Origin of the sequence: Pseudomonas extremorientalis (genome assembly GCF_001870465.1) — a bacterium.
GTDB lineage: Bacteria > Pseudomonadota > Gammaproteobacteria > Pseudomonadales > Pseudomonadaceae > Aquipseudomonas > Aquipseudomonas extremorientalis.
This window is the reverse complement of the sequence record NZ_MDGK01000063.1, coordinates 139,163-157,877: the sequence shown is the minus strand read 5'-3', so window position 1 is coordinate 157,877 and position 18,715 is coordinate 139,163. Positions and strand designations below refer to the sequence as shown.

Genomic DNA, 18,715 nt, shown 5'->3' with positions numbered 1-18,715 from the left:
GCTTGTGGATAAGGTTCTGAACTTCAAACAAGGCCGCGTGCCGCTGCTGATCAGCATGCCCCATGCCGGTCTGCGCCTGACGCCTGCGGTCGAAGCCGGGTTGATCCCCGAGGCGCGAAGCCTGCCGGATACCGATTGGCACATTCCTGCGCTGTATGACTTCGCCGAAGAGCTGGGCGCCAGCACCCTGGCCGCCGAATACTCGCGGTTTGTCATCGACCTGAACCGGCCATCCGACGACAAGCCGCTGTACGCCGGCGCGACCACCGGGCTGTACCCGGCAACGCTGTTCGACGGCGTGCCGTTGTTCCGCGAAGGGCTGGAGCCGTCCCCGGAGGAACGCGTCAGCTACCTCCAGAAAATCTGGGGGCCGTACCACCGTGCCCTGCAAGAAGAACTGGCGCGCCTCAAGGCCGAGTTCGGCTATGCCTTGCTGTTCGATGCGCACTCGATCCGCTCGGTGATCCCGCACCTGTTCGACGGCAAGCTGCCGGACTTCAACCTTGGCACTTTCAATGGCGCCGCGTGTGATCCCGAATTGGCCAGCCAATTGGAAGCCATTTGCGCCGCGCACCCGCAGTACTCCCATGTACTGAACGGGCGCTTCAAGGGCGGCCACATCACCCGGCATTACGGCGATCCGGCTCAGGATGTCCACGCGGTGCAGTTGGAGTTGTGCCAGAGCACTTATATGGAAGAGGTTGAACCGTTTCGGTATCGCCCTGACTTGGCCGAACCGACGCGGGTGGTGTTGAAGCAATTGCTGGAGGGGGTATTGGCCTGGGGGCAAGCGCGCTATCGGTGAATTGGGGTGCTGCTGGAATAGCTATCGGGGGCAAGCCCCCCTCCCACCTTTTGATTGGTGAACCCAGTCAAATGTGGGAGGGGGCTTGCCCCCCGATGGCGGTCTCACCGTCGCCCCAGTGCAACTGCCGGTCGCCACAGTTCGTGTTGAATGCATGCTCACTGCGTAAGGTTGTTTAATAAAAACAGCCGAGTGAGTGCTCACCCATGAAAAAACTGTTGTTGCCCCTCACCTGTGTCGCACTGCTCAGTGCACACGCCATGGCCGCCGAACCGACCTCCTGCAAAAGCATCCGCATGGGCGTGGTCAGTTGGACCGACGTGATCGCCACCTCGGGCATGGCCGACGTGCTGCTCAATGGCCTGGGCTACGACAGCAAGCAGACCAGCGCGGTGCAGCAGATCATCTTCGCCGGCATCCGCGACAAGCGCCTGGACATCTTCCTCGGCTACTGGAAACCCGCGATGGACAACAACATTGCGCCGTTCCTGGCGGCCAGGCAGGTCAAGGTTTTCGACACCCCAAGCCTCGCCGACGCCCAGGCCACCCTGGCCGTGCCGCAGTACGTAGCCGACGCAGGCTTGAAGACCTTTGCCGACATCGCCCGATTCAAGGACAAACTGGGCGGCAAGATCTATGGCATCGAGCCGGGCAGCGGCGCGAATACCGATATACAGAAAATGATCGACACCAATCGTTTCGGCCTGGGCGGCTTCAAGCTGGTGGCCTCGGGTGAGGCGGGCATGCTGGCCGCCGTGCAGCGCGCGGTGAATCGCAAGGAGTTCGTGGTGTTCGTCGGTTGGACCCCGCACCCGATGAACATCAACATGAAAATGGCCTATCTCACCGGCAGCGAAGACGTGTTCGGCCCCGACGAAGGCCGTGCCGCCGTGTCCACCGTCACCGCGCCGGACTTTGCCGAGCGTTGCCCCAACGCCAACCGCCTGTTGGAGAACCTTACCTTCACCGCCGCCCAGGAAAGCCAACTGATGGTGCCGATCATGGAACGCCAGTCGCCGCAGGATGTGGCCAGACAATGGCTGCGCGACCACCCCGAGGATTTGCAGCGCTGGCTGGCCGGGGTAAAGGCGTTTGATGGCGGCGATGGTGTGGCGGCGGTGCAGGCGAGCCTTAAATGAGTGGGTATCCGATTTCGCCTGAGCTGGCGGCGTTTGTGGAGAAGACGGAGTCCTTCACCAGCGAAGACACGTCGCTGGCTGGGTTGCGCAACGGCTACGACCGCATGTGCCAGGCGTTTACCCCGCCGTTGCCCGAGGGGCTGACGATTTCGGATTTTTCCCTGGCTGGCGTGAGTGTGCGCAGCTATCTGCCCACTGCCCCCACGCCCCTGGATGGCTGGCCGTGCCTCCTTTATATGCACGGTGGTGGTTGGGTGGTCGGTGGGCTGGACTCCCACGATTTCATCTGTTTCGAACTGGCCAGTACCTTGCAGGTGCTGGTGATCGCCATCGACTACCGGCTGGCGCCGGAGCATCCGTTCCCCGCTGCCTATCAGGATTGCCGCGCCGTGTGGCAGGCGGTCCAGGCGGGGCAGGGGCCGCATGCCATCAACCTGCAACGTCTGGTGGTGATCGGCGACAGCGCGGGCGGCAACCTGGCCGCGGCGTTGTGCCTGGGGTTGCGCGACGACCGGCAGCCACTGCCGCTGGCCCAGGTGCTGATTTACCCGGGGCTGGGCGGCCCGCCTGACTTGCCGTCGAGGCGCGACTGCGCGGATGCCCCCTTGCTCAGCAGCGCCGACACTGACAGTTACCTGACGCTGTACCTGCAGGGCAGCGGCAAGCCCACGCTCTATGCCATGCCGCTGCTGGCCAATGACTTCAGCGGTTTGCCCAGGGCGCTCATCGCCGTGGCCCAGTTCGACCCGCTGCGCGATGACGGCATGCTGTACGCCGAGCGCCTGCAAGCGGCGGGTGTGAGCACCGTGCTGTATCCGGGCAAAGGCCTGGTGCACGGCTGCCTGAGGGCGCGGCGGCACGTGCCGGAGGTGGACCGGCTCTACGATTTCCTGCTGGATTACCTGGGGAGCGAAGGGCTGACACAGGTCTAAGCGCTCTAGGACATGCTCATTGCACAATTCGGGTTTATAGTGCCAGACGGCAAAATAAAAGACGTCCCCCCAGGGATGAACCCGACCCCCTACGGAGCGCGCAATGCAGACTTGGTACCCGCAGATCAAACCCTACGCCCGGCACGATCTGGCAGTCGATGACACCCACACCCTGTACGTCGATGAAAGTGGCTCCCCCGAAGGCTTGCCCGTCGTATTCATCCATGGTGGCCCTGGTTCCGGTTGCGATGCACAGAGCCGCTGCTATTTCGACCCGAACCTGTACCGCATCGTCACCTTCGACCAGCGTGGTTGCGGTCGCTCCACCCCGCGCGCCAGTCTGGAAAACAACACCACCTGGGACCTGGTCGCCGACCTTGAGCGCATCCGCGAGCACTTGGGCATCGACAAATGGGTGCTGTTCGGCGGTTCCTGGGGCTCGACCCTGTCCCTCGCCTACGCGCAAACCCACCCGGAACGCGTGCATGGTCTGATCGTGCGCGGCATTTTCCTGGCCCGGCCGCAGGACATCCATTGGTTCTACCAGGAGGGCGCGAGCCGCCTGTTCCCGGATTACTGGCAGGACTACCTTGCGCCGATCCCGGCGGAAGAGCGCCACGACATGATTGCGGCCTACCACAAGCGTCTTACCGGCAACGACCAGATCGCCCAGATGCACGCGGCCAAGGCCTGGTCCGGCTGGGAAGGGCGCATGCTGGGCCTGTGCCCGAGCCCGCAGCATGTGGAGCGTTTTTCCGAACCGCAACGCGCGCTGTCCATTGCGCGAATCGAGTGCCACTACTTCACCAACAACTCGTTCCTTGAGCCCAACCAGTTGATCCGCGATATGCACAAGATCGCCCATCTGCCTGGCGTAATCATTCACGGGCGCTACGATATGATCTGCCCATTGGATAACGCCTGGGAGTTGCACCAGGCGTGGCCCAACAGTGAGCTGCAGGTGATCCGCGAAGCCGGCCATGCGGCGTCCGAACCCGGCATCACCGATGCCCTGGTGCGTGCGACCAGCCAAATGGCACGTCGCTTGCTCGATCTGCCGCCTGAAGAAGCATGAAGGGCCTGTTGCAACGGGTGAGAGGCGCCCGGGTGGAGGTCGCGGGCGAAATCGTCGGCGCTATCGACCAGGGGTTGCTGGTGCTGGTGGCCGTCGAGCCTACGGATACGCCGCACAGTGCCGATAAACTGCTGCACAAGCTGCTGAACTACCGGGTGTTCAGCGATGACCAAGACAAGATGAACCTGTCGTTGAAGGATATCGACGGCGGTTTGTTGCTGGTGTCGCAGTTCACCCTGGCGGCGGATACCAAGAGCGGGCTGCGGCCGAGCTTCTCCACAGCAGCCCCGCCGGCCCTGGGAGCGGCGCTTTTTGATCACTTGCTGTTACAAGCGCAACAATTGCATGGCAGGGTGGCGTCGGGGCGTTTTGGCGCCGATATGCAGGTGCATTTGGTCAATGATGGCCCTGTGACCTTCCTCTTGCAGACGTGAATGTATTAAAAACGACTTTTAATGCCTAAAAACGCAGGGTTTCGCTACAAATACTTCGTTGTCCCTGATGCGTTGTCTCGCGGGCTACTAGATAATCGCGCGCTACGGGGATCAGCGTTGTTTGGTCCATTTTTGACTTAGGTAGAGACTTGTCCGACAACCAATGGGGAATCATTTTGCCCCCGGGGAGTCGGAACAATGCTCGCCAACCTGGCATATAGATAGCTGGCCGTTGGTTTTTTGATCTGTTTTCGGCGAGGGTTGCTCGTGATTGTTAGTCCCTGTAATGCACCAAAATTGTCTGCCAAACGGTTACGAAACGCACTGGTGACGGGCTCCGCCCTGTTTTGCCTGTTCGGCGCGGGTCAACTGTGGGCATTCAGTCTGGATGATGTGTCGGCCAAGGCAAAAGAGCTGGCCGGACAGAAATACGAAGCTCCGCGCAGCAATCTGCCGAATGAATTCCGCGAAATGAAATTCGCGGACTACCAGAAGATTCGTTTCCGCAACGAAAAAGCCGAGTGGGCTGATCAGAACACCCCGTTCAAGCTGTCCTTCTATCACCAGGGTATGCATTTCGATACACCGGTGAAAATCAACGAAGTCACCGCCGACAGCGTCCAGGAAATCAAGTACGACCCGACGCGCTTCGATTTCGGCGACGTGAAGTTTGATCCCAAGGCCACCGAACAGCTGGGTTATGCCGGCTTCCGTGTGCTGTACCCGATCAACAAGGCCGACAAGCAAGACGAAATCATGACCATGCTGGGCGCGAGCTACTTCCGCGTGGTCGGCAAGGGCCAGGCCTATGGCTTGTCCGCCCGAGGCATGGCGATCGACACGGCATTGCCGTCCGGCGAAGAATTCCCGCGCTTCACCGAGTTCTGGATCGAGCGTCCAAAACCGGGTGAGAAACAACTGGTGATCTTCGCCCTGTTGGACTCCCCACGGGCTACCGGTGCTTACCGTCTGATCCTGCGTCCGGGCACCGACACCATTGTCGATGTGAAATCCCAGATGTTCCTGCGCGACAAGGTCAGCAAGCTGGGCGTTGCCCCGTTGACCAGCATGTACCTGTTCGGTGCGAACCAGCCGTCCAAGGTGCTCAACTACCGTCGTGAGCTGCACGATTCCAGCGGCCTGTCGATCCATGCCGGCAACGGCGAGTGGATCTGGCGCCCACTGAACAACCCTAAACACCTGTCGGTCAGCAACTTCACCGTCGAGAACCCGAGAGGTTTCGGCCTGCTGCAGCGCGGTCGCGACTTCAGCCACTACGAAGACCTGGACGACAACTACGACAAGCGCCCAAGCGCCTGGATCGAGCCTGAAGGCGACTGGGGCAAAGGCACTGTCAACCTGGTAGAGATCCCGACGGCCGATGAAACCAACGACAACATCGTTGCCTTCTGGAGCCCGGAAAAACTGCCGGAAGTGGGCCAGCCGCTGGACGTTTCCTACCGCCTGCACTGGACCATGGACGAAAAAGCCCTGCACCCGGCCGACAGCGCCTGGGTCAAGCAGACCCTGCGTTCCACCGGTGACGTGAAGCAATCGAACCTGATCCGCCAGCCGGATGGCAGCGTGGCCTACCTGGTGGACTTCGAGGGCCCGTCCCTCAAGGCCCTGCCGCCGGATGCCGCAGTGCGCAGCCAGGTGAGCGTCAGCGACAACGCCGAACTGGTTGAAAACAGCGTGCGCTACAACGAGCACACCAAAGGCTGGCGCCTGACCCTGCGCATGAAGATCAAGGACGCAGGCAAGCCTACCGAAATGCGCGCAGCGCTGGTGCAGGACGTTCCGCCTCCGGCCCCTGAGCAGGACACGAGCCACGTGCTCAAGGCCGACAAGGTCCTGGCCAAGCAACACGAGAAGCAGGCCAGGAAAGATGCCAAAGACAAGGAAGCCAAGCAGCCAGAAGCTGCCCCAGCCACGCCGGAGCCGATTAAGACCGAACAAGTCCTGACCGAAACCTGGAGCTATCAGTTGCCTGCCGATGAGTAATTCTCAAATCCAGCCAGAGACCCTCTCCGAGTATCTGGCGCATCTGCCCATGACCGCTGAGCAGCGCGCCGAACTGGCGGGCTGCACCTCCTTCAGCGAGTTGCACGAGCGCTTGTCGTCGAAGACCTTCGACGCGCCCATCGACGCCGCCCAGGCGTCGGTTGGCACGCGGTTGACCCTCAGCACCGCCGAAGAGCTGCAGGACGCCGAAATGCTGGCCCTCGATGCCGAAGGCCGCGTGTGCCTCAAGGCCACCCCGCCGATCCGTCGCACTCGCGTGGTCCCGGAGCCGTGGCGCACCAATATCCTGGTGCGTGGCTGGCGCCGTATCACCGGGCGCAGCAACCCGCCGGCCCCGCCGAAGGACGAGCGCGTATTGCCGGCTGCCCGCTGGCGTACCGTCGGTTCGATCCGCCGCTACATCCTGCTGGTGCTGATGATCGGCCAGACCCTCGTCGCCGGCTGGTACATGAAAGGCATCATGCCTTACCAGGGCTGGTCGCTGGTTGACTTCGACGAGATCCGCAACCAGACCCTGCTGCAAACCGCGACCCAGGTACTGCCGTACGCCCTGCAAACCAGCATCCTGATCATGTTCGGCATCTTGTTCTGCTGGGTGTCGGCCGGTTTCTGGACCGCGTTGATGGGCTTCCTGGAATTGCTCACCGGTCATGATAAATACCGCATCTCCGGTAAAAGTGCCGGCGACGAGCCGATCCCGAAAGACGCCCGCACCGCGCTGGTGATGCCGATCTGCAACGAAGACGTACCCCGGGTGTTTGCCGGCCTGCGCGCCACGTTCGAGTCAGTCGCCGCCACCGGTGACCTGGATCGCTTCGACTTCTTCGTGCTCAGCGACAGTAACGAGGCCGACATCTGCATCGCCGAACAGCAAGCCTGGCTTGACGTGTGCCGCGAAGCCGGTGGTTTCGGCAAGATCTTCTATCGCCGTCGTCGCCGTCGCGTCAAACGTAAAAGCGGCAACCTCGACGACTTCTGCCGTCGCTGGGGCGGTGACTACAAATACATGGTCGTGCTCGACGCCGACAGCGTGATGAGCGGCGAATGCCTGACCAGCCTGGTGCGCCTGATGGAAGCCACGCCGGATGCCGGGATTATCCAGACCGCGCCGCGTGCGTCGGGCATGGACACCCTGTACGCGCGCATGCAGCAGTTCGCCACCCGTGTGTACGGCCCGCTGTTCACCGCCGGCCTGCACTTCTGGCAGTTGGGTGAATCCCACTACTGGGGTCACAACGCGATCATCCGCATGAAGCCGTTCATCGAGCACTGTGCCCTGGCACCATTGCCGGGCAAGGGCGCGTTCGCCGGTTCCATCCTGTCCCACGACTTCGTAGAAGCTGCGCTGATGCGCCGTGCCGGCTGGGGCGTGTGGATTGCCTACGACCTGCCGGGCAGCTATGAAGAACTGCCGCCGAACCTGCTGGATGAACTCAAGCGTGACCGTCGCTGGTGCCACGGTAACCTGATGAACTTCCGCCTTTTCCTCGTCAAAGGCATGCACCCGGTGCACCGTGCGGTGTTCCTGACCGGTGTGATGTCCTACCTGTCGGCGCCGTTGTGGTTCCTGTTCCTGGTGCTGTCCACGGCCCTGCTGGCGGTGAACACATTGATGGAGCCGCAGTACTTCATGGCACCCCGTCAGTTGTACCCGCTGTGGCCGCAATGGCATCCGGACAAGGCGGTAGCGCTGTTCTCCACCACCATCGTGCTGCTGTTCCTGCCCAAACTGCTGAGCATCATCCTGATCTGGGCCAAGGGCGCGAAAGAGTTCGGTGGCAAGTTCAAGGTGACCTTGTCGATGCTGCTGGAGATGCTGTTCTCCATGCTGCTGGCGCCGGTGCGGATGATCTTCCACACCCGCTTCGTGCTCGCCGCATTCCTCGGCTGGGCGGCAACCTGGAACTCGCCGCAACGTGACGACGACTCCACCCCGTGGAGCGAAGCGGTCAAGCGTCACGGTCCGCAAACCGTGCTGGGCTTCCTGTGGGCGCTGCTGGTGGTGTGGTTGAACCCGAGTTTCCTGTGGTGGCTGGTGCCGATCGTCGGTTCGCTGATGCTGTCGATCCCGGTATCGGTGATTTCCAGCCGTGTCGGGCTGGGCCTCAAGTCTCGCGACGAGAGCCTGTTCCTGATCCCTGAGGAATACAACCCGCCGCAAGCCCTGCTGTCCACCGACAAGTACACCCACGAAAACCGCTGGCACGCGCTGAATGACGGCTTTGTGCGCTCGGTGGTCGACCCGCAGCAGAACGCTTTGGCTTGCGCCTTGGCAACCTCGCGTCACGCCCAGGCCGAACCGATCGAGTACCTGCGTACCGAACGTGTGCGCCACGCGTTGAAAGTCGGCCCTGCCGGCCTCAACAACGGCGAGCGCCTGGCGTTGCTCAGTGACCCGGTCGCCTTGGCCCGCCTGCACGAGCAGGTCTGGAGCGAAGGTCACGCCGAGTGGCTCGCCGCCTGGCGGGACTCGATCAAGGCAGATCCGCATGCACCGTTGCTGCCGCTGAAACCCCTGTCGTCCCAGGCCCAACCGGCCTGATTCGGATACCCCCGAGGGCTCACCTCGGGGGTGCTTCAAGCGCTGATCCTACAGCGTTTCCCGGTTCTTCCTTCTTTGTGCTAACCCCTTGTTTTTTCGAAACAAAAGACCCTGGTTCGAGGCGTATTGCCGTGCGCGTGGCTGCGTTAGCATCGCCCCCGAATTTGACTTGGTGCGGGGGATTCATGATCAAACGGTATGGTTCGGCGCTGCTGATCGGCGCTGTCGCTTTCATTCACATGGGCCTGGCCCAGGCCGGTGCAATCGATGACGCCGTTCGGCGCGGCGTGCTGAAAGTCGGCACTACACCCACTTACGTGCCCTTCGAAATGACCGATAATCAGGGGCGCATCGTCGGTTTTGAAATCGACCTGCTCAAGGTCATGAGCCAGGCCCTCGGGGTCGAGCTTGAGCTGGTCGCGGTGCCCTACACCGAACTGGTTACGGGGCTTTTGGCGAAGAAATTCGACCTGATCGGCAGCGGCATGACCGTCACTCAGGAACGTAACCTCAAATTGAATTTCAGCGATTCGTTCATCGTCGTTGGTCAGTCGGTGTTGTTGCACCCAAGCCTTGCGGGCAAGGTCAACGTTGTCGAAGACCTTGACGACGCCAGCTACCGAATTGCTGCCACCGAAGGCACCACGGGCGAGGCGGCGGCCCGACGGTTCCTGGGGGCGGCTCGGATCAGCAGTTTTGCCACGCCCGAGGAAGGGGTGCGCCAGGTGGTGCAGGGCAAGGCTGACGCCTTTATTCATGACGCCCCCTACAACCTGATCGCCCTGAGCCGCCCGGAAAACCGCACGCTGTTGGCGCTGGAACAACCCTTCACCTTCGAACCCCTGGCGTTCGGCTTGAAAAAGGGTGATTTCGACAGCCTCAACTGGATCAACCATTTCCTCAATCAGGTGGCGCAGGACGGGACCTATGATCGCTTGCACGACAAGTGGTTTAAAGACACCGACTGGATGGTGGAAATCGACTGAAAGTCATAACTGCTTACATATCAATCCGTTGCCCGGGCTGTCTGCGCGAGTGTCTACCCCTGCGCTTTGCTGCAGCGTTGTGGGGCTTTTCCGACATACGCCGACAACAAATAGCCGTGAAACCTTTGTGACGGCAGACGAGTGGGTTAGGATCGCACCCCGAAATGGTGCAGCCCTTTTGCGCGCCGACCTTACAAGAATGGTTCAGGGGACTTGATGATGAAAAAGTATCTTTCGATGCTGCTGCTCGGCGTCACCGCGCTGGTCGCGGCCAATGCGGCCCAGGCCGGCGCGATCGACGATGCCGTCAAGCGCGGTACGCTGAAGGTCGGCATGGACCCGACCTACATGCCGTTCGAAATGACAGACAAACGCGGCGAAATCATCGGTTTCGAAGTCGACATCCTCAAGGCCATGGCCAAATCCATGGGCGTCAAGCTGGAGCTGGTCTCCACCGGCTACGACGGCATCATCCCGGCCTTCCTGACCGGCAAGTTCGACATGATCGGCAGCGGCATGACCCTGACCCAGGAACGCAACCTGCGCCTGAACTTCAGCGAACCCTTCATCGTGGTCGGCCAGACCCTGCTGATCCGCAAGGAGCTGGAAGGCACCGTCAAGTCCTACAAAGACCTGAACGACGAGAAATACCGCCTCACCTCCAAGCTGGGCACCACCGGTGAAATGGTCGCCAAGAAGCTGATCTCCAAGGCCAAGTACCACGGCTACGACAACGAGCAGGAAGGCGTGCTGGACGTGGTCAACGGCAAGGCCGATGCCTTTGTGTATGACGCGCCGTACAACGTGGTCGCCGAGAAGAAAGTCGGTAACGGCAAGCTGGTGTTCCTGGAAGAACCCTTCACCTTCGAACCGCTGGCGTTTGGTTTGAAGAAGGGCGACTACGACAGCATCAACTTCATCAACAACTTCCTGCACCAGATCCGTAACGACGGCACCTACGATCGCATCCATGATAAGTGGTTCAAGAGCTCCGAGTGGCTCAAGGACATGGAATAACGCTTCAGACCGAGTTGCCTGTATCGCAGGCAAGCCAGCTCCCACATTTGACGGTGTTCACACATCAACATGTGGGAGGGGGCTTGCCCGAGATGGCGGCCTCACAGGCAACACAAATCGCGGAAAGTGAAATGAAACAGAAAAAAGCCCAATGGCCCTGGCACCTGCTGACCGTGGTCGTGCTGGTCGGCCTGGCCGGCGCCTTGTACTACGCCACTTCGCTGATGTCCTACGAGTGGCGTTGGAACCGTGTACCGCAATACTTCGCGTACCAGGCCGAAACGTCCCAGCGTGCCGCTGACATCTCCACCGTGGTCGAGCTGGTACGCAAAGGCGATGTAGCCGAGGTGACCCTGCGCAACGACGCGGGCGCCGAGCAAAAGCTGACCGTGGCCGACAACAGCCTGCAGGTGGCCCGTGGCGACGATGTGGCTGAAGGCGATGTGGTCGGCGTGACCCGGCAGTGGGCGTTGGGCCCGTTGATGTGGGGCTTGTGGACCACGCTGTGGTTGTCGGTGGTGTCCGGCATCCTCGGTTTGGCGATCGGGCTGGCGACTGGTTTGTGTCGCTTGTCCAGCAACCCGACCCTGCGGGATCTGTCGACGATCTACGTCGAACTGGTACGTGGTACGCCGCTGTTGGTGCAGATCTTCATTTTCTATTTCTTTATCGGCACGGTGCTCAACCTGTCCCGGGAGTTTGCCGGCATCGCGGCGCTGTCGTTGTTTACCGGTGCCTACGTGGCGGAAATCGTCCGCGCCGGCGTGCAGTCCATCACCCGTGGCCAGAACGAAGCTGCCCGTTCCCTGGGCCTGAGTGCCAGTCAGTCGATGCGCCACGTGGTATTGCCGCAGGCGTTCAAGCGTGTGCTGCCGCCGTTGGCCGGGCAATTTATCAGCCTGGTGAAGGACACGTCCCTGGTGTCGGTGATCGCGATTACCGAGCTGCTCAAGAGCGGTCGTGAAGTCATCACCACCTCGTTCTCACCGTTTGAAATCCTGTTCTGTGTTGCAGGCCTGTACCTGCTGATCAACCTGCCGCTGTCGAAAATGGCCAGCCGGCTTGAGCGGAGGCTCGCACAAAGTGATTGAAGTCCGCGATCTGGTAAAAGTCTTCGACACCCGTGGCCACGTGGTCCGCGCGGTGGACCACGTCACCACGCATGTGGCCAAGGGCGAAGTGCTGGTGGTGATCGGCCCCTCCGGCTCCGGCAAGTCCACCTTCCTGCGTTGCCTTAACGGCCTGGAAGAGTTCGATTCCGGCTCAGTGAGCATCGACGGCTTGCAATTGGCTGATCCGAAGACCGATGTGAACGCCTATCGCCGTGAAGTCGGCATGGTGTTCCAGCACTTCAACCTGTTCCCCCACATGACCGTGCTGGAGAACCTGTGCCTGGCGCAAAAAGTCGTGCGCAAGCGTGGCAAGCAGGAGCGCGAGGCCAAGGCCCTGGCGCTGCTGGAAAAGGTCGGTATTGCACAGAAGGCCAATGAGTTTCCGTCACGCCTGTCCGGCGGCCAGCAGCAACGGGTTGCGATTGCCCGGGCCCTGGCGATGGAGCCCAAGGTGATGCTGTTCGACGAACCCACTTCGGCGCTGGACCCGGAAATGGTCGGCGAAGTATTGGACGTGATGAAGACCCTGGCCCTGGAAGGCATGACCATGGTCTGCGTCACCCACGAAATGGGCTTTGCCCGTGAGGTGGCCGATCGTGTGCTGTTCTTCGACCATGGCAAGTTGCTCGAAGATGCCGCCCCGGCCGAGTTCTTCGATGCACCCAAAGACCCACGGGCCCAGGCGTTCCTGCGCCAGGTTCTGTAAGGATCAGAGCCTGAATTTGCCTACCAGCGTCTGCAAGTCCAGGCTCAGTTTGGTCAGTTGGACGCTCGCCGCCGCCGTTTCCTCGCTGGCGGCGGCGGTCTGTTCCGATACATCCCGCACCTTCAACACGCTGCGATTGATCTCTTCAGCCACTGCACTTTGCTGTTCGGCCGCCGCGGCAATCTGCGGGTTCATTTCCTGGATCACCGAGACCGTGCGCGCAATCGCCGCCAAGGCGTCACCTGCGTCGCGGGTCAGCCCGACACTGTAGTCGGTCAGGCTGCGGCTGCTGTCCATGATGTCGGCGACTTGCTGGGTGCCGGTCTGCAACCCCTGGATCAGTCCTTCGATTTCTTCGGCCGATTCCTGGGTGCGCTGTGCAAGGCTGCGTACTTCATCGGCCACCACCGCAAAGCCTTCGCCGGCCGTGCCCGCGCGTGCGGCTTCGATGGCGGCGTTCAGCGCCAGCAGGTTGGTCTGCTGGGACACCGATTTGATCACGTCCAGCACACTGCCGATCTTCTGGCTTTCTTGCTGTAACGCCAGCATCGCCCGGCCCGCGAGGGCCATCTCATCTGCCAGTTGGCTTATCTGCTCAACGGCCTGGGTCACCACCTTCTCCCCGGCGCTGGCTTGCAGATCGGCTTCGTTCGCCGCGACCGAGGCTTGCTCGGCGTGCCGGGCAACTTCCTGTGTGGTGGCGAGCATTTCGTTCATGGCGGTGGCCACTTGATCGGTTTCGTCTTTTTGGTGGTTGATGCCGGTGTGACTGTGTTCGGTAACGGCCGACAGCTGTGTGGCGGCGCTGGCGACCTGGCGGGCGCTGTCGCCGATGCCGCTGATCAGGCTGCGCAGGTTGCGGTTCATGTCACTGATAGTTCGCTGCAATTGCCCCAACTCATCGCGGCGTTCCACTTGGATGTCATGGCTGAGATCGCCCTGGGCGATGCGGTTGGCAGACACCAGCACCTGGCGTAGCGGCACGGCGATCTGGCGGGCGATCCACCAGGCTGCGAGGGCACCGAGCAGCAGGGCAGCCACCGTGACGCTGATGAGCAGTGTCCGGGTGTCGTCGGCTTCCTTGCCGCGCTTGAGAATCTGGCTATTGCTCACCGCTTCGCTGTGTTCAAGCAACTGGTTGAGCTGCGTTTCAAACCGCCCCTGCGCAGTTTCGGTGGTGAGCTGAGCGTCCTTGAGCTTGATCAACTGCGCGCGATAGTTCGCCAGGTCGGTTTTAAGCAAGGTGGAATCGATCGGCAGGTCTGTCACCGCCGCTTGGGCAATGTCCAGGGCATCGAGGGCCTGGCCGACGGCTTCGGCATAGGCTTGCAGCGATTCCTCCGCCCAGGCGGGGCTGCGGGCGCGGTCCTCGGCTTGCTCCATAGCCTGGCGCAGGTTCTCGATGGCATCGAGTGCCTGCTGGTCCTGCTGGTCAGGCAGTTCGCTGGCCAGTTGTACGAGCGTGTCGCTGGCCTGGAGTGCTGTGGCGTGGAGGGGGGAGCGCAAGTTCTCGCGCGCCTGGATCAACGGCGGCAGCTCCACCAGCGCCGCCTTGAAGCTGGCCGACAGGCGTTCCGCTTCCTGGACGCGCTGCAAATCGGCTGGGTCTTTCAGATGGGTTGACAGGAAGCCGAGGTGCTCATCGATCTGAACGACCTGCCTCTTCATTTTGTCCAGGCTGGCCGTGTCCGCCAGGGTCCGGTACACGATACGGTCCGCACGCATGGCTTCAGCAACAACCGACAGTTGGCTCAAGGCAGTCAGGTTGCCTGAGCGGAACAACACCGCATTCAGGGCTTGCCAGCCGGCCACGGCGATGGCGAAGCTGAGCATGAGCACCTGGCCAAACCCCAGGGCGAGCTTGAGGCGGACGCTGGCATTGACCAGCCAACGGGTCAGTAGAGGAAGCATGGTGAACCTCCAAATCTGAAAAAGCGTTTCGCGACAAAAGAAACGCTAATTCGATTCGGAGTATTGCTGGGCTGATAACTGCGTAGGAAATTTCACAAGGTGCTGATTAGATGCGGAAGCGCCCCACCAGTGTCTGCAGGTAAATGCCCAGGCGTGCGAGCTCGGCACTGGAGGCGGCGGTTTCTTCACTGGCCGAAGAGGTTTGTTCCGACACATCGCGCACGTTCAATACGCTGCGGTTGATCTCCTCAGCCACCGCACTTTGCTGTTCTGCGGCAGTGGCAATCTGCGAGTTCATCGCCTGGATGGTCGAGACCGTGCGCGTGATGCTCGCCAACGCGCTGCCGGCTCGACGGGTCAGCTCGACGCTGCTGTCAGTGAGGCCACGGCTGTTGTCCATGATGGTCGCGACCTGCTGGGTGCCGCTCTGCAGGCCGACGATCAGCTCTTCGATCTCTTCGGTGGACTTCTGTGTACGCTGGGCCAGGCTGCGCACCTCATCCGCCACCACAGCGAAGCCTCGCCCGGCTTCCCCGGCACGTGCGGCCTCAATCGCGGCGTTGAGGGCCAGCAGGTTGGTTTGCTGGGCAACGGACTTGATCACATCAAGCACGCTGCCGATCTTGTCGCTTTCACGCTTCAGGTCGCCCATGGCAACGGTGGAGTTGCCCACCTCGGTGGCCAGGCGTTCGATCTGGGCGATGGCTTCACCCACCACCTTGTCACCCTCACGGGCCTGTTGATCGGCGGCCACGGCCGCTTCAGAGGCTTCCTCGGCGTTGCGCGCGACTTCCTGCACGGTGGCGGCCATTTCGTTCATGGCGGTGGCGACCTGGTCGGTCTCGACCTTCTGGCTGTTGACGCCGGCACTGGTCTGTTCGGTCACGGCCGACAGCTGCTCGGCGGCGCTGGCGATCTGGGTGACACCTTCGCTGATCCCGCCGATCAGCTCCCGCAGGCCGACGGTCATGCTTTGCATGGCGCGTTGCAACTGGCCCAGTTCATCCTGGCGCACGGAAGTGAGGTTGTGGCTGAGGTCGCCGGAGGCCACGCGTTCGGCCACCTGCAGCGTCTGGTTCAGCGGAAGAATGATCTGGCGGGTGATTGCCCAGGCGGCCACCAGGCCGAAGATCAACGCCAGCACGGTCGCCAGCAGCAACAGTTGTTTGGCATGTGCGGCATCGGTGTCGCGCACCACGGTTTGCGACGTGGTGAGTTGTTCGCTGTGGCTCTGCAGAGTGTCGCCCTGGGCGCTCATGATTTTCAGCGCGGCAGCGGCGGCCGTCTGTGAGTCGCGGTACTGGCTGACGGCAGCGCGGTAGGCTTGCAGCGAAGTGCTGGCCTCCTGCAGGTTGGCCTGGTACTGCGCGGGCAGTTGTCCTTCGAGTTCGGTGATTTTCTTCAGGGCATTGTCGATGGCATCCAGGGCCGGTTGCTCGGCCTCGACCTTGCCGCTGTAGGTGTAGCCACGCACCTGGAAGCGCGCTTGCTGGATCAGTTTGCTCAGGTCGACCACGCTGTTGAACTGGGTGACGCTATCGCCTTGAAGCAGGGATTTTTCCACCTCACTGACCTTGGCCACGGCGTTGTCGGCGGTGTCGCCCAGCCTGCTGCGCGCACCTTCACGCTTGAGCCCGGCCTGGACCATGGCGCCAAAGGCTTTTTTGTATTGGTTCAGGGCATCCTGTTGCTGTTCCACCAGGGCCTTGTCGGCGGGTTGCTCGATCAGGTCGGCGGCGGTTTTGAGGCCGCTGTCCAGTTTGGCGATCAAGCCGTTGACCGCGTCCGTGCCTTGTTCGCCGCGACGCATTTCGAAGTCCAGGCGCGCCAGGCGCAAGTCCTTGGTCAGCCCGTTGAGGCTGGAGATATAACCCAGCTTGTCACCGCGACTGGTGACATCCCCCAAGCCGGTCCAACCGGTGAAGGTGATCATCAGCGTGAGCAGCAATACCAGGCCGAAGCCCACGCCGAGTTTGGTTTTGACGCTGACATTCCCCAGCTTTTCGGCTAACCAACGATACATGCTGCGAACTCCCCTGGAACAAGGCTTGGACTTATTCAAAGGGTATCGGCCGGCATGCGCAATTCTGTAGTGAAGCTGTACCCGTGTGGGAGGGGGCTCAGGGCGGTCAGAAGAGGCGGGCGAGCAGGGCGGTGACGGCGGTTTCGACGCGCAGGATGCGGGCGCCGAGTTGTACCGGCTGCAAGCCGGCCTTGGCCAGCAGGTCCACTTCGTAGGGAATCCAGCCGCCCTCGGGACCAATCGCCAGAGTCACTGGCTCGTCGAGGCCGCGGGGGCAGGCTGGGTAGTCGCCAGGATGACCGATCAGGCCCAGGGTGCCTTCAACCAGTGCCGGCAGGCGGTCTTCGACAAACGGCTTGAAGCGCTTCTCGATAATGATCTCGGGCAGCACCGTGTCCCGCGCCTGTTCCAGGCCGAGGATCAATTGCTCGCGAATCACCTCGGGCTCCAGGAAGGGGGTTTGCCAGAAGCTCTTCTCGACCCGGTAACTGTTGACCAGCACTACTTTGGGCACGCCCATGGCCGCTACGGTCTGCAGCACTCGGCGCAGCATCTTCGGGCGCGGCAGGGCCAGCAGCAGGGTCAGCGGCAGTTTGGCCGGCGGCGGTTGGTCGAAGCTCACATGCAACTCGGCTTCACTGGCCTCCAGGCGCAGCAGTTGGGCATTGCCCATCAACCCGCCGATGCGGCCGACGCGCAGGTTGTCGCCTACGGCGGCGCGGTGGACTTCCTGCATGTGCACCAGGCGCCGATCACGCAGCACCACGCGGTCGGCCGCGATGAAGTCGGCCTCCTCCAGCAGCAACAGGTTCACGGCTGGGTCGCTGGCGGCTGGTCGTCGTCGCGCTGGTCGTCCGGGTGTTCGCCGCGCTTGCTGATCAGGCTGCTGAACAGGATGCCGATCTCGAACAGCATCCACATCGGCACGGCCAGCAGGGTCTGGGAGAAGATGTCCGGCGGCGTGAGGATCATGCCGACCACGAAGCAGCCGATGATCACGTACGGGCGAATCTTCTTCAGGTACGCCACGTTGACCACGCCGATCCATACCAGCAGCACCACGGCCACCGGAATTTCGAAGGCCACGCCAAAGGCGAAGAACAACGTCATCACGAAGTCGAGGTAGCTGGTGATGTCGGTCATCATTTCCACACCGGCCGGGGTGGCGGCGGCGAAGAACTTGAAGATCAGCGGGAACACCAGGAAGTAGGCGAACGCCATGCCGGTGTAGAACAGCAGGATGCTCGACACCAATAACGGCACCGCAATGCGTTTCTCGTGCTTGTACAGGCCCGGCGCGATGAAGCCCCAGATCTGGTGCAGGATCACCGGGATCGCCAGGAACAGCGAGACCATCATGGTCAGCTTCAGCGGCGTGAGGAACGGCGACGACACATCGGTGGCGATCATCGTCGCGCCGGCCGGCAGGTACTGGCGCAGCGGCGTGGAGACAAAGGTGTAGATCTGCTGGGTAAAGGCGAACAACCCGGCAAAGATGATGAAGATGGCCGCTACGCAACGCAGCAGGCGGGTACGCAGCTCGGTGAGGTGCGAGACCAGCGGCATGTGCTGGTCGTTTTCCGGTTTATCAGCGCTCATGGGGCTCGCGGCGGCAATGTAGGGTCATGGGGCGCGGGCGACGCGACAGGCGTCGGCGCAGGCTCGGTTGGCGCGGAGGGTGCCACGGGAGCGGCTGCAACGGTCGGCGCGATGCTGTTTTGAGCAGCAGGTTCGACCGGTTTGGCAGGTTCCTGCACGGGCGACAGAATCTTGCGGGCTTCCTGCTCCAACGAGAGGATGTGCTCGTTGTGCAGTTGCCGGCGGATCTCGTCGGCGCCGATTTCCCGTTCAACTTCCTGTTTGATGGCGTTGAAACTGCGTTTCAGGCGCCCGATCCACAGGCCGGCCGTGCGCGCTGCACCGGGCAGGCGTTCCGGCCCCAATACCAGCAGGGCCACGAGGCCGACGAGCAGCAGTTCAGAGAAGCTGATACCAAACATTAGTCAGT

Annotated in this window: 16 protein-coding genes and 1 pseudogene; 11 read left to right on the top strand and 6 right to left on the bottom strand. The window is 61.8% G+C overall.

From position 1 onward, the window contains the following. Positions 1–4: 4 nt before the first annotated feature. The 11 genes from hutG (at position 5) to BFN10_RS27655 (ending at position 12,773) form a co-directional block, all read left to right on the top strand. Positions 5–805 carry an N-formylglutamate deformylase gene (hutG, locus tag BFN10_RS27705; protein ID WP_071492403.1) on the top strand — a complete coding sequence of 267 codons (801 nt, stop codon included), beginning with the start codon at positions 5–7 and terminating at the stop codon, positions 803–805. Between the two features lie 206 nt (positions 806–1,011). After that, positions 1,012–1,944, top strand: a complete 933-nt coding sequence (locus BFN10_RS27700; protein ID WP_071492402.1) for a choline ABC transporter substrate-binding protein — start codon at positions 1,012–1,014, stop codon at positions 1,942–1,944. Continuing rightward, entirely contained in the window at positions 1,941–2,876 is a 936-nt protein-coding gene (locus BFN10_RS27695) for an alpha/beta hydrolase (RefSeq protein ID WP_071492401.1), read from the top strand. Before BFN10_RS27700 ends, BFN10_RS27695 begins: the two co-directional genes overlap by 4 nt. A 103-nt stretch (positions 2,877–2,979) precedes the next feature. Next, a complete protein-coding gene (pip, locus tag BFN10_RS27690) occupies positions 2,980–3,951 on the top strand; it encodes a prolyl aminopeptidase (protein ID WP_071492400.1) in 972 nt (323 codons plus the stop codon). Beyond that, a complete protein-coding gene (dtd, locus tag BFN10_RS27685) occupies positions 3,948–4,385 on the top strand; it encodes a D-aminoacyl-tRNA deacylase (RefSeq protein WP_071492399.1) in 438 nt (145 codons plus the stop codon). The genes pip and dtd overlap by 4 nt, the downstream gene beginning before the upstream one ends. Positions 4,386–4,652: 267 nt before the next feature. Next, complete coding sequence (locus BFN10_RS27680; protein ID WP_071492534.1) at positions 4,653–6,389, top strand: glucan biosynthesis protein G; 1,737 nt, start codon at positions 4,653–4,655, stop codon at positions 6,387–6,389. Beyond that, positions 6,382–8,952, top strand: coding sequence for a glucans biosynthesis glucosyltransferase MdoH (gene mdoH / locus BFN10_RS27675; RefSeq protein WP_071492398.1), 2,571 nt, complete (start codon positions 6,382–6,384; stop codon positions 8,950–8,952). The genes BFN10_RS27680 and mdoH overlap by 8 nt, the downstream gene beginning before the upstream one ends. 185 nt (positions 8,953–9,137) lie before the next feature. Then, positions 9,138–9,938 (top strand): transporter substrate-binding domain-containing protein, encoded by an 801-nt coding sequence (locus tag BFN10_RS27670; RefSeq protein WP_071492397.1) that lies wholly within the window; start codon positions 9,138–9,140, stop codon positions 9,936–9,938. A gap of 219 nt (positions 9,939–10,157) precedes the next feature. Continuing rightward, complete coding sequence (locus BFN10_RS27665; protein WP_071492533.1) at positions 10,158–10,955, top strand: transporter substrate-binding domain-containing protein; 798 nt, start codon at positions 10,158–10,160, stop codon at positions 10,953–10,955. A gap of 131 nt (positions 10,956–11,086) precedes the next feature. Further along, positions 11,087–12,046 (top strand): amino acid ABC transporter permease, encoded by a 960-nt coding sequence (locus BFN10_RS27660; protein ID WP_071492396.1) that lies wholly within the window; start codon positions 11,087–11,089, stop codon positions 12,044–12,046. Beyond that, positions 12,039–12,773, top strand: coding sequence for an amino acid ABC transporter ATP-binding protein (locus BFN10_RS27655; protein ID WP_071492395.1), 735 nt, complete (start codon positions 12,039–12,041; stop codon positions 12,771–12,773). Before BFN10_RS27660 ends, BFN10_RS27655 begins: the two co-directional genes overlap by 8 nt. Positions 12,774–12,776: 3 nt before the next feature. On the opposite strand, the gene BFN10_RS27650 is transcribed toward BFN10_RS27655, so the two are convergent. The 6 genes and pseudogenes from BFN10_RS27650 to tatB all read right to left on the bottom strand — a co-directional run bounded on the left by BFN10_RS27650 (position 12,777) and on the right by tatB (position 18,707). Then, positions 12,777–14,684, bottom strand: a complete 1,908-nt coding sequence (locus BFN10_RS27650; RefSeq protein ID WP_071492394.1) for a methyl-accepting chemotaxis protein — start codon at positions 14,682–14,684, stop codon at positions 12,777–12,779. A 106-nt stretch (positions 14,685–14,790) separates the two neighbouring features. Further along, positions 14,791–15,504 carry a methyl-accepting chemotaxis protein gene (locus BFN10_RS30275; protein ID WP_370468602.1) on the bottom strand — a complete coding sequence of 238 codons (714 nt, stop codon included), beginning with the start codon at positions 15,502–15,504 and terminating at the stop codon, positions 14,791–14,793. A gap of 144 nt (positions 15,505–15,648) precedes the next feature. Further along, a pseudogene (locus BFN10_RS30270) lies at positions 15,649–16,617 on the bottom strand (methyl-accepting chemotaxis protein); the annotation flags it as partial. Positions 16,618–16,813: 196 nt separating this feature from the next. Continuing rightward, on the bottom strand, positions 16,814–17,521 hold the full coding sequence (locus BFN10_RS27640) for a 16S rRNA (uracil(1498)-N(3))-methyltransferase (protein ID WP_071492392.1): 708 nt from the start codon (positions 17,519–17,521) through the stop codon (positions 16,814–16,816). Then, positions 17,518–18,306, bottom strand: coding sequence for a twin-arginine translocase subunit TatC (tatC, locus tag BFN10_RS27635; RefSeq protein WP_058423693.1), 789 nt, complete (start codon positions 18,304–18,306; stop codon positions 17,518–17,520). Before tatC ends, BFN10_RS27640 begins: the two co-directional genes overlap by 4 nt. Then, the gene (tatB, locus tag BFN10_RS27630; protein WP_071492391.1) at positions 18,303–18,707 is read right to left on the bottom strand and encodes a Sec-independent protein translocase protein TatB; all 405 of its coding nucleotides are present in this window, start codon (positions 18,705–18,707) and stop codon (positions 18,303–18,305) included. The genes tatC and tatB overlap by 4 nt, the downstream gene beginning before the upstream one ends. Positions 18,708–18,715 lie beyond the last annotated feature (8 nt).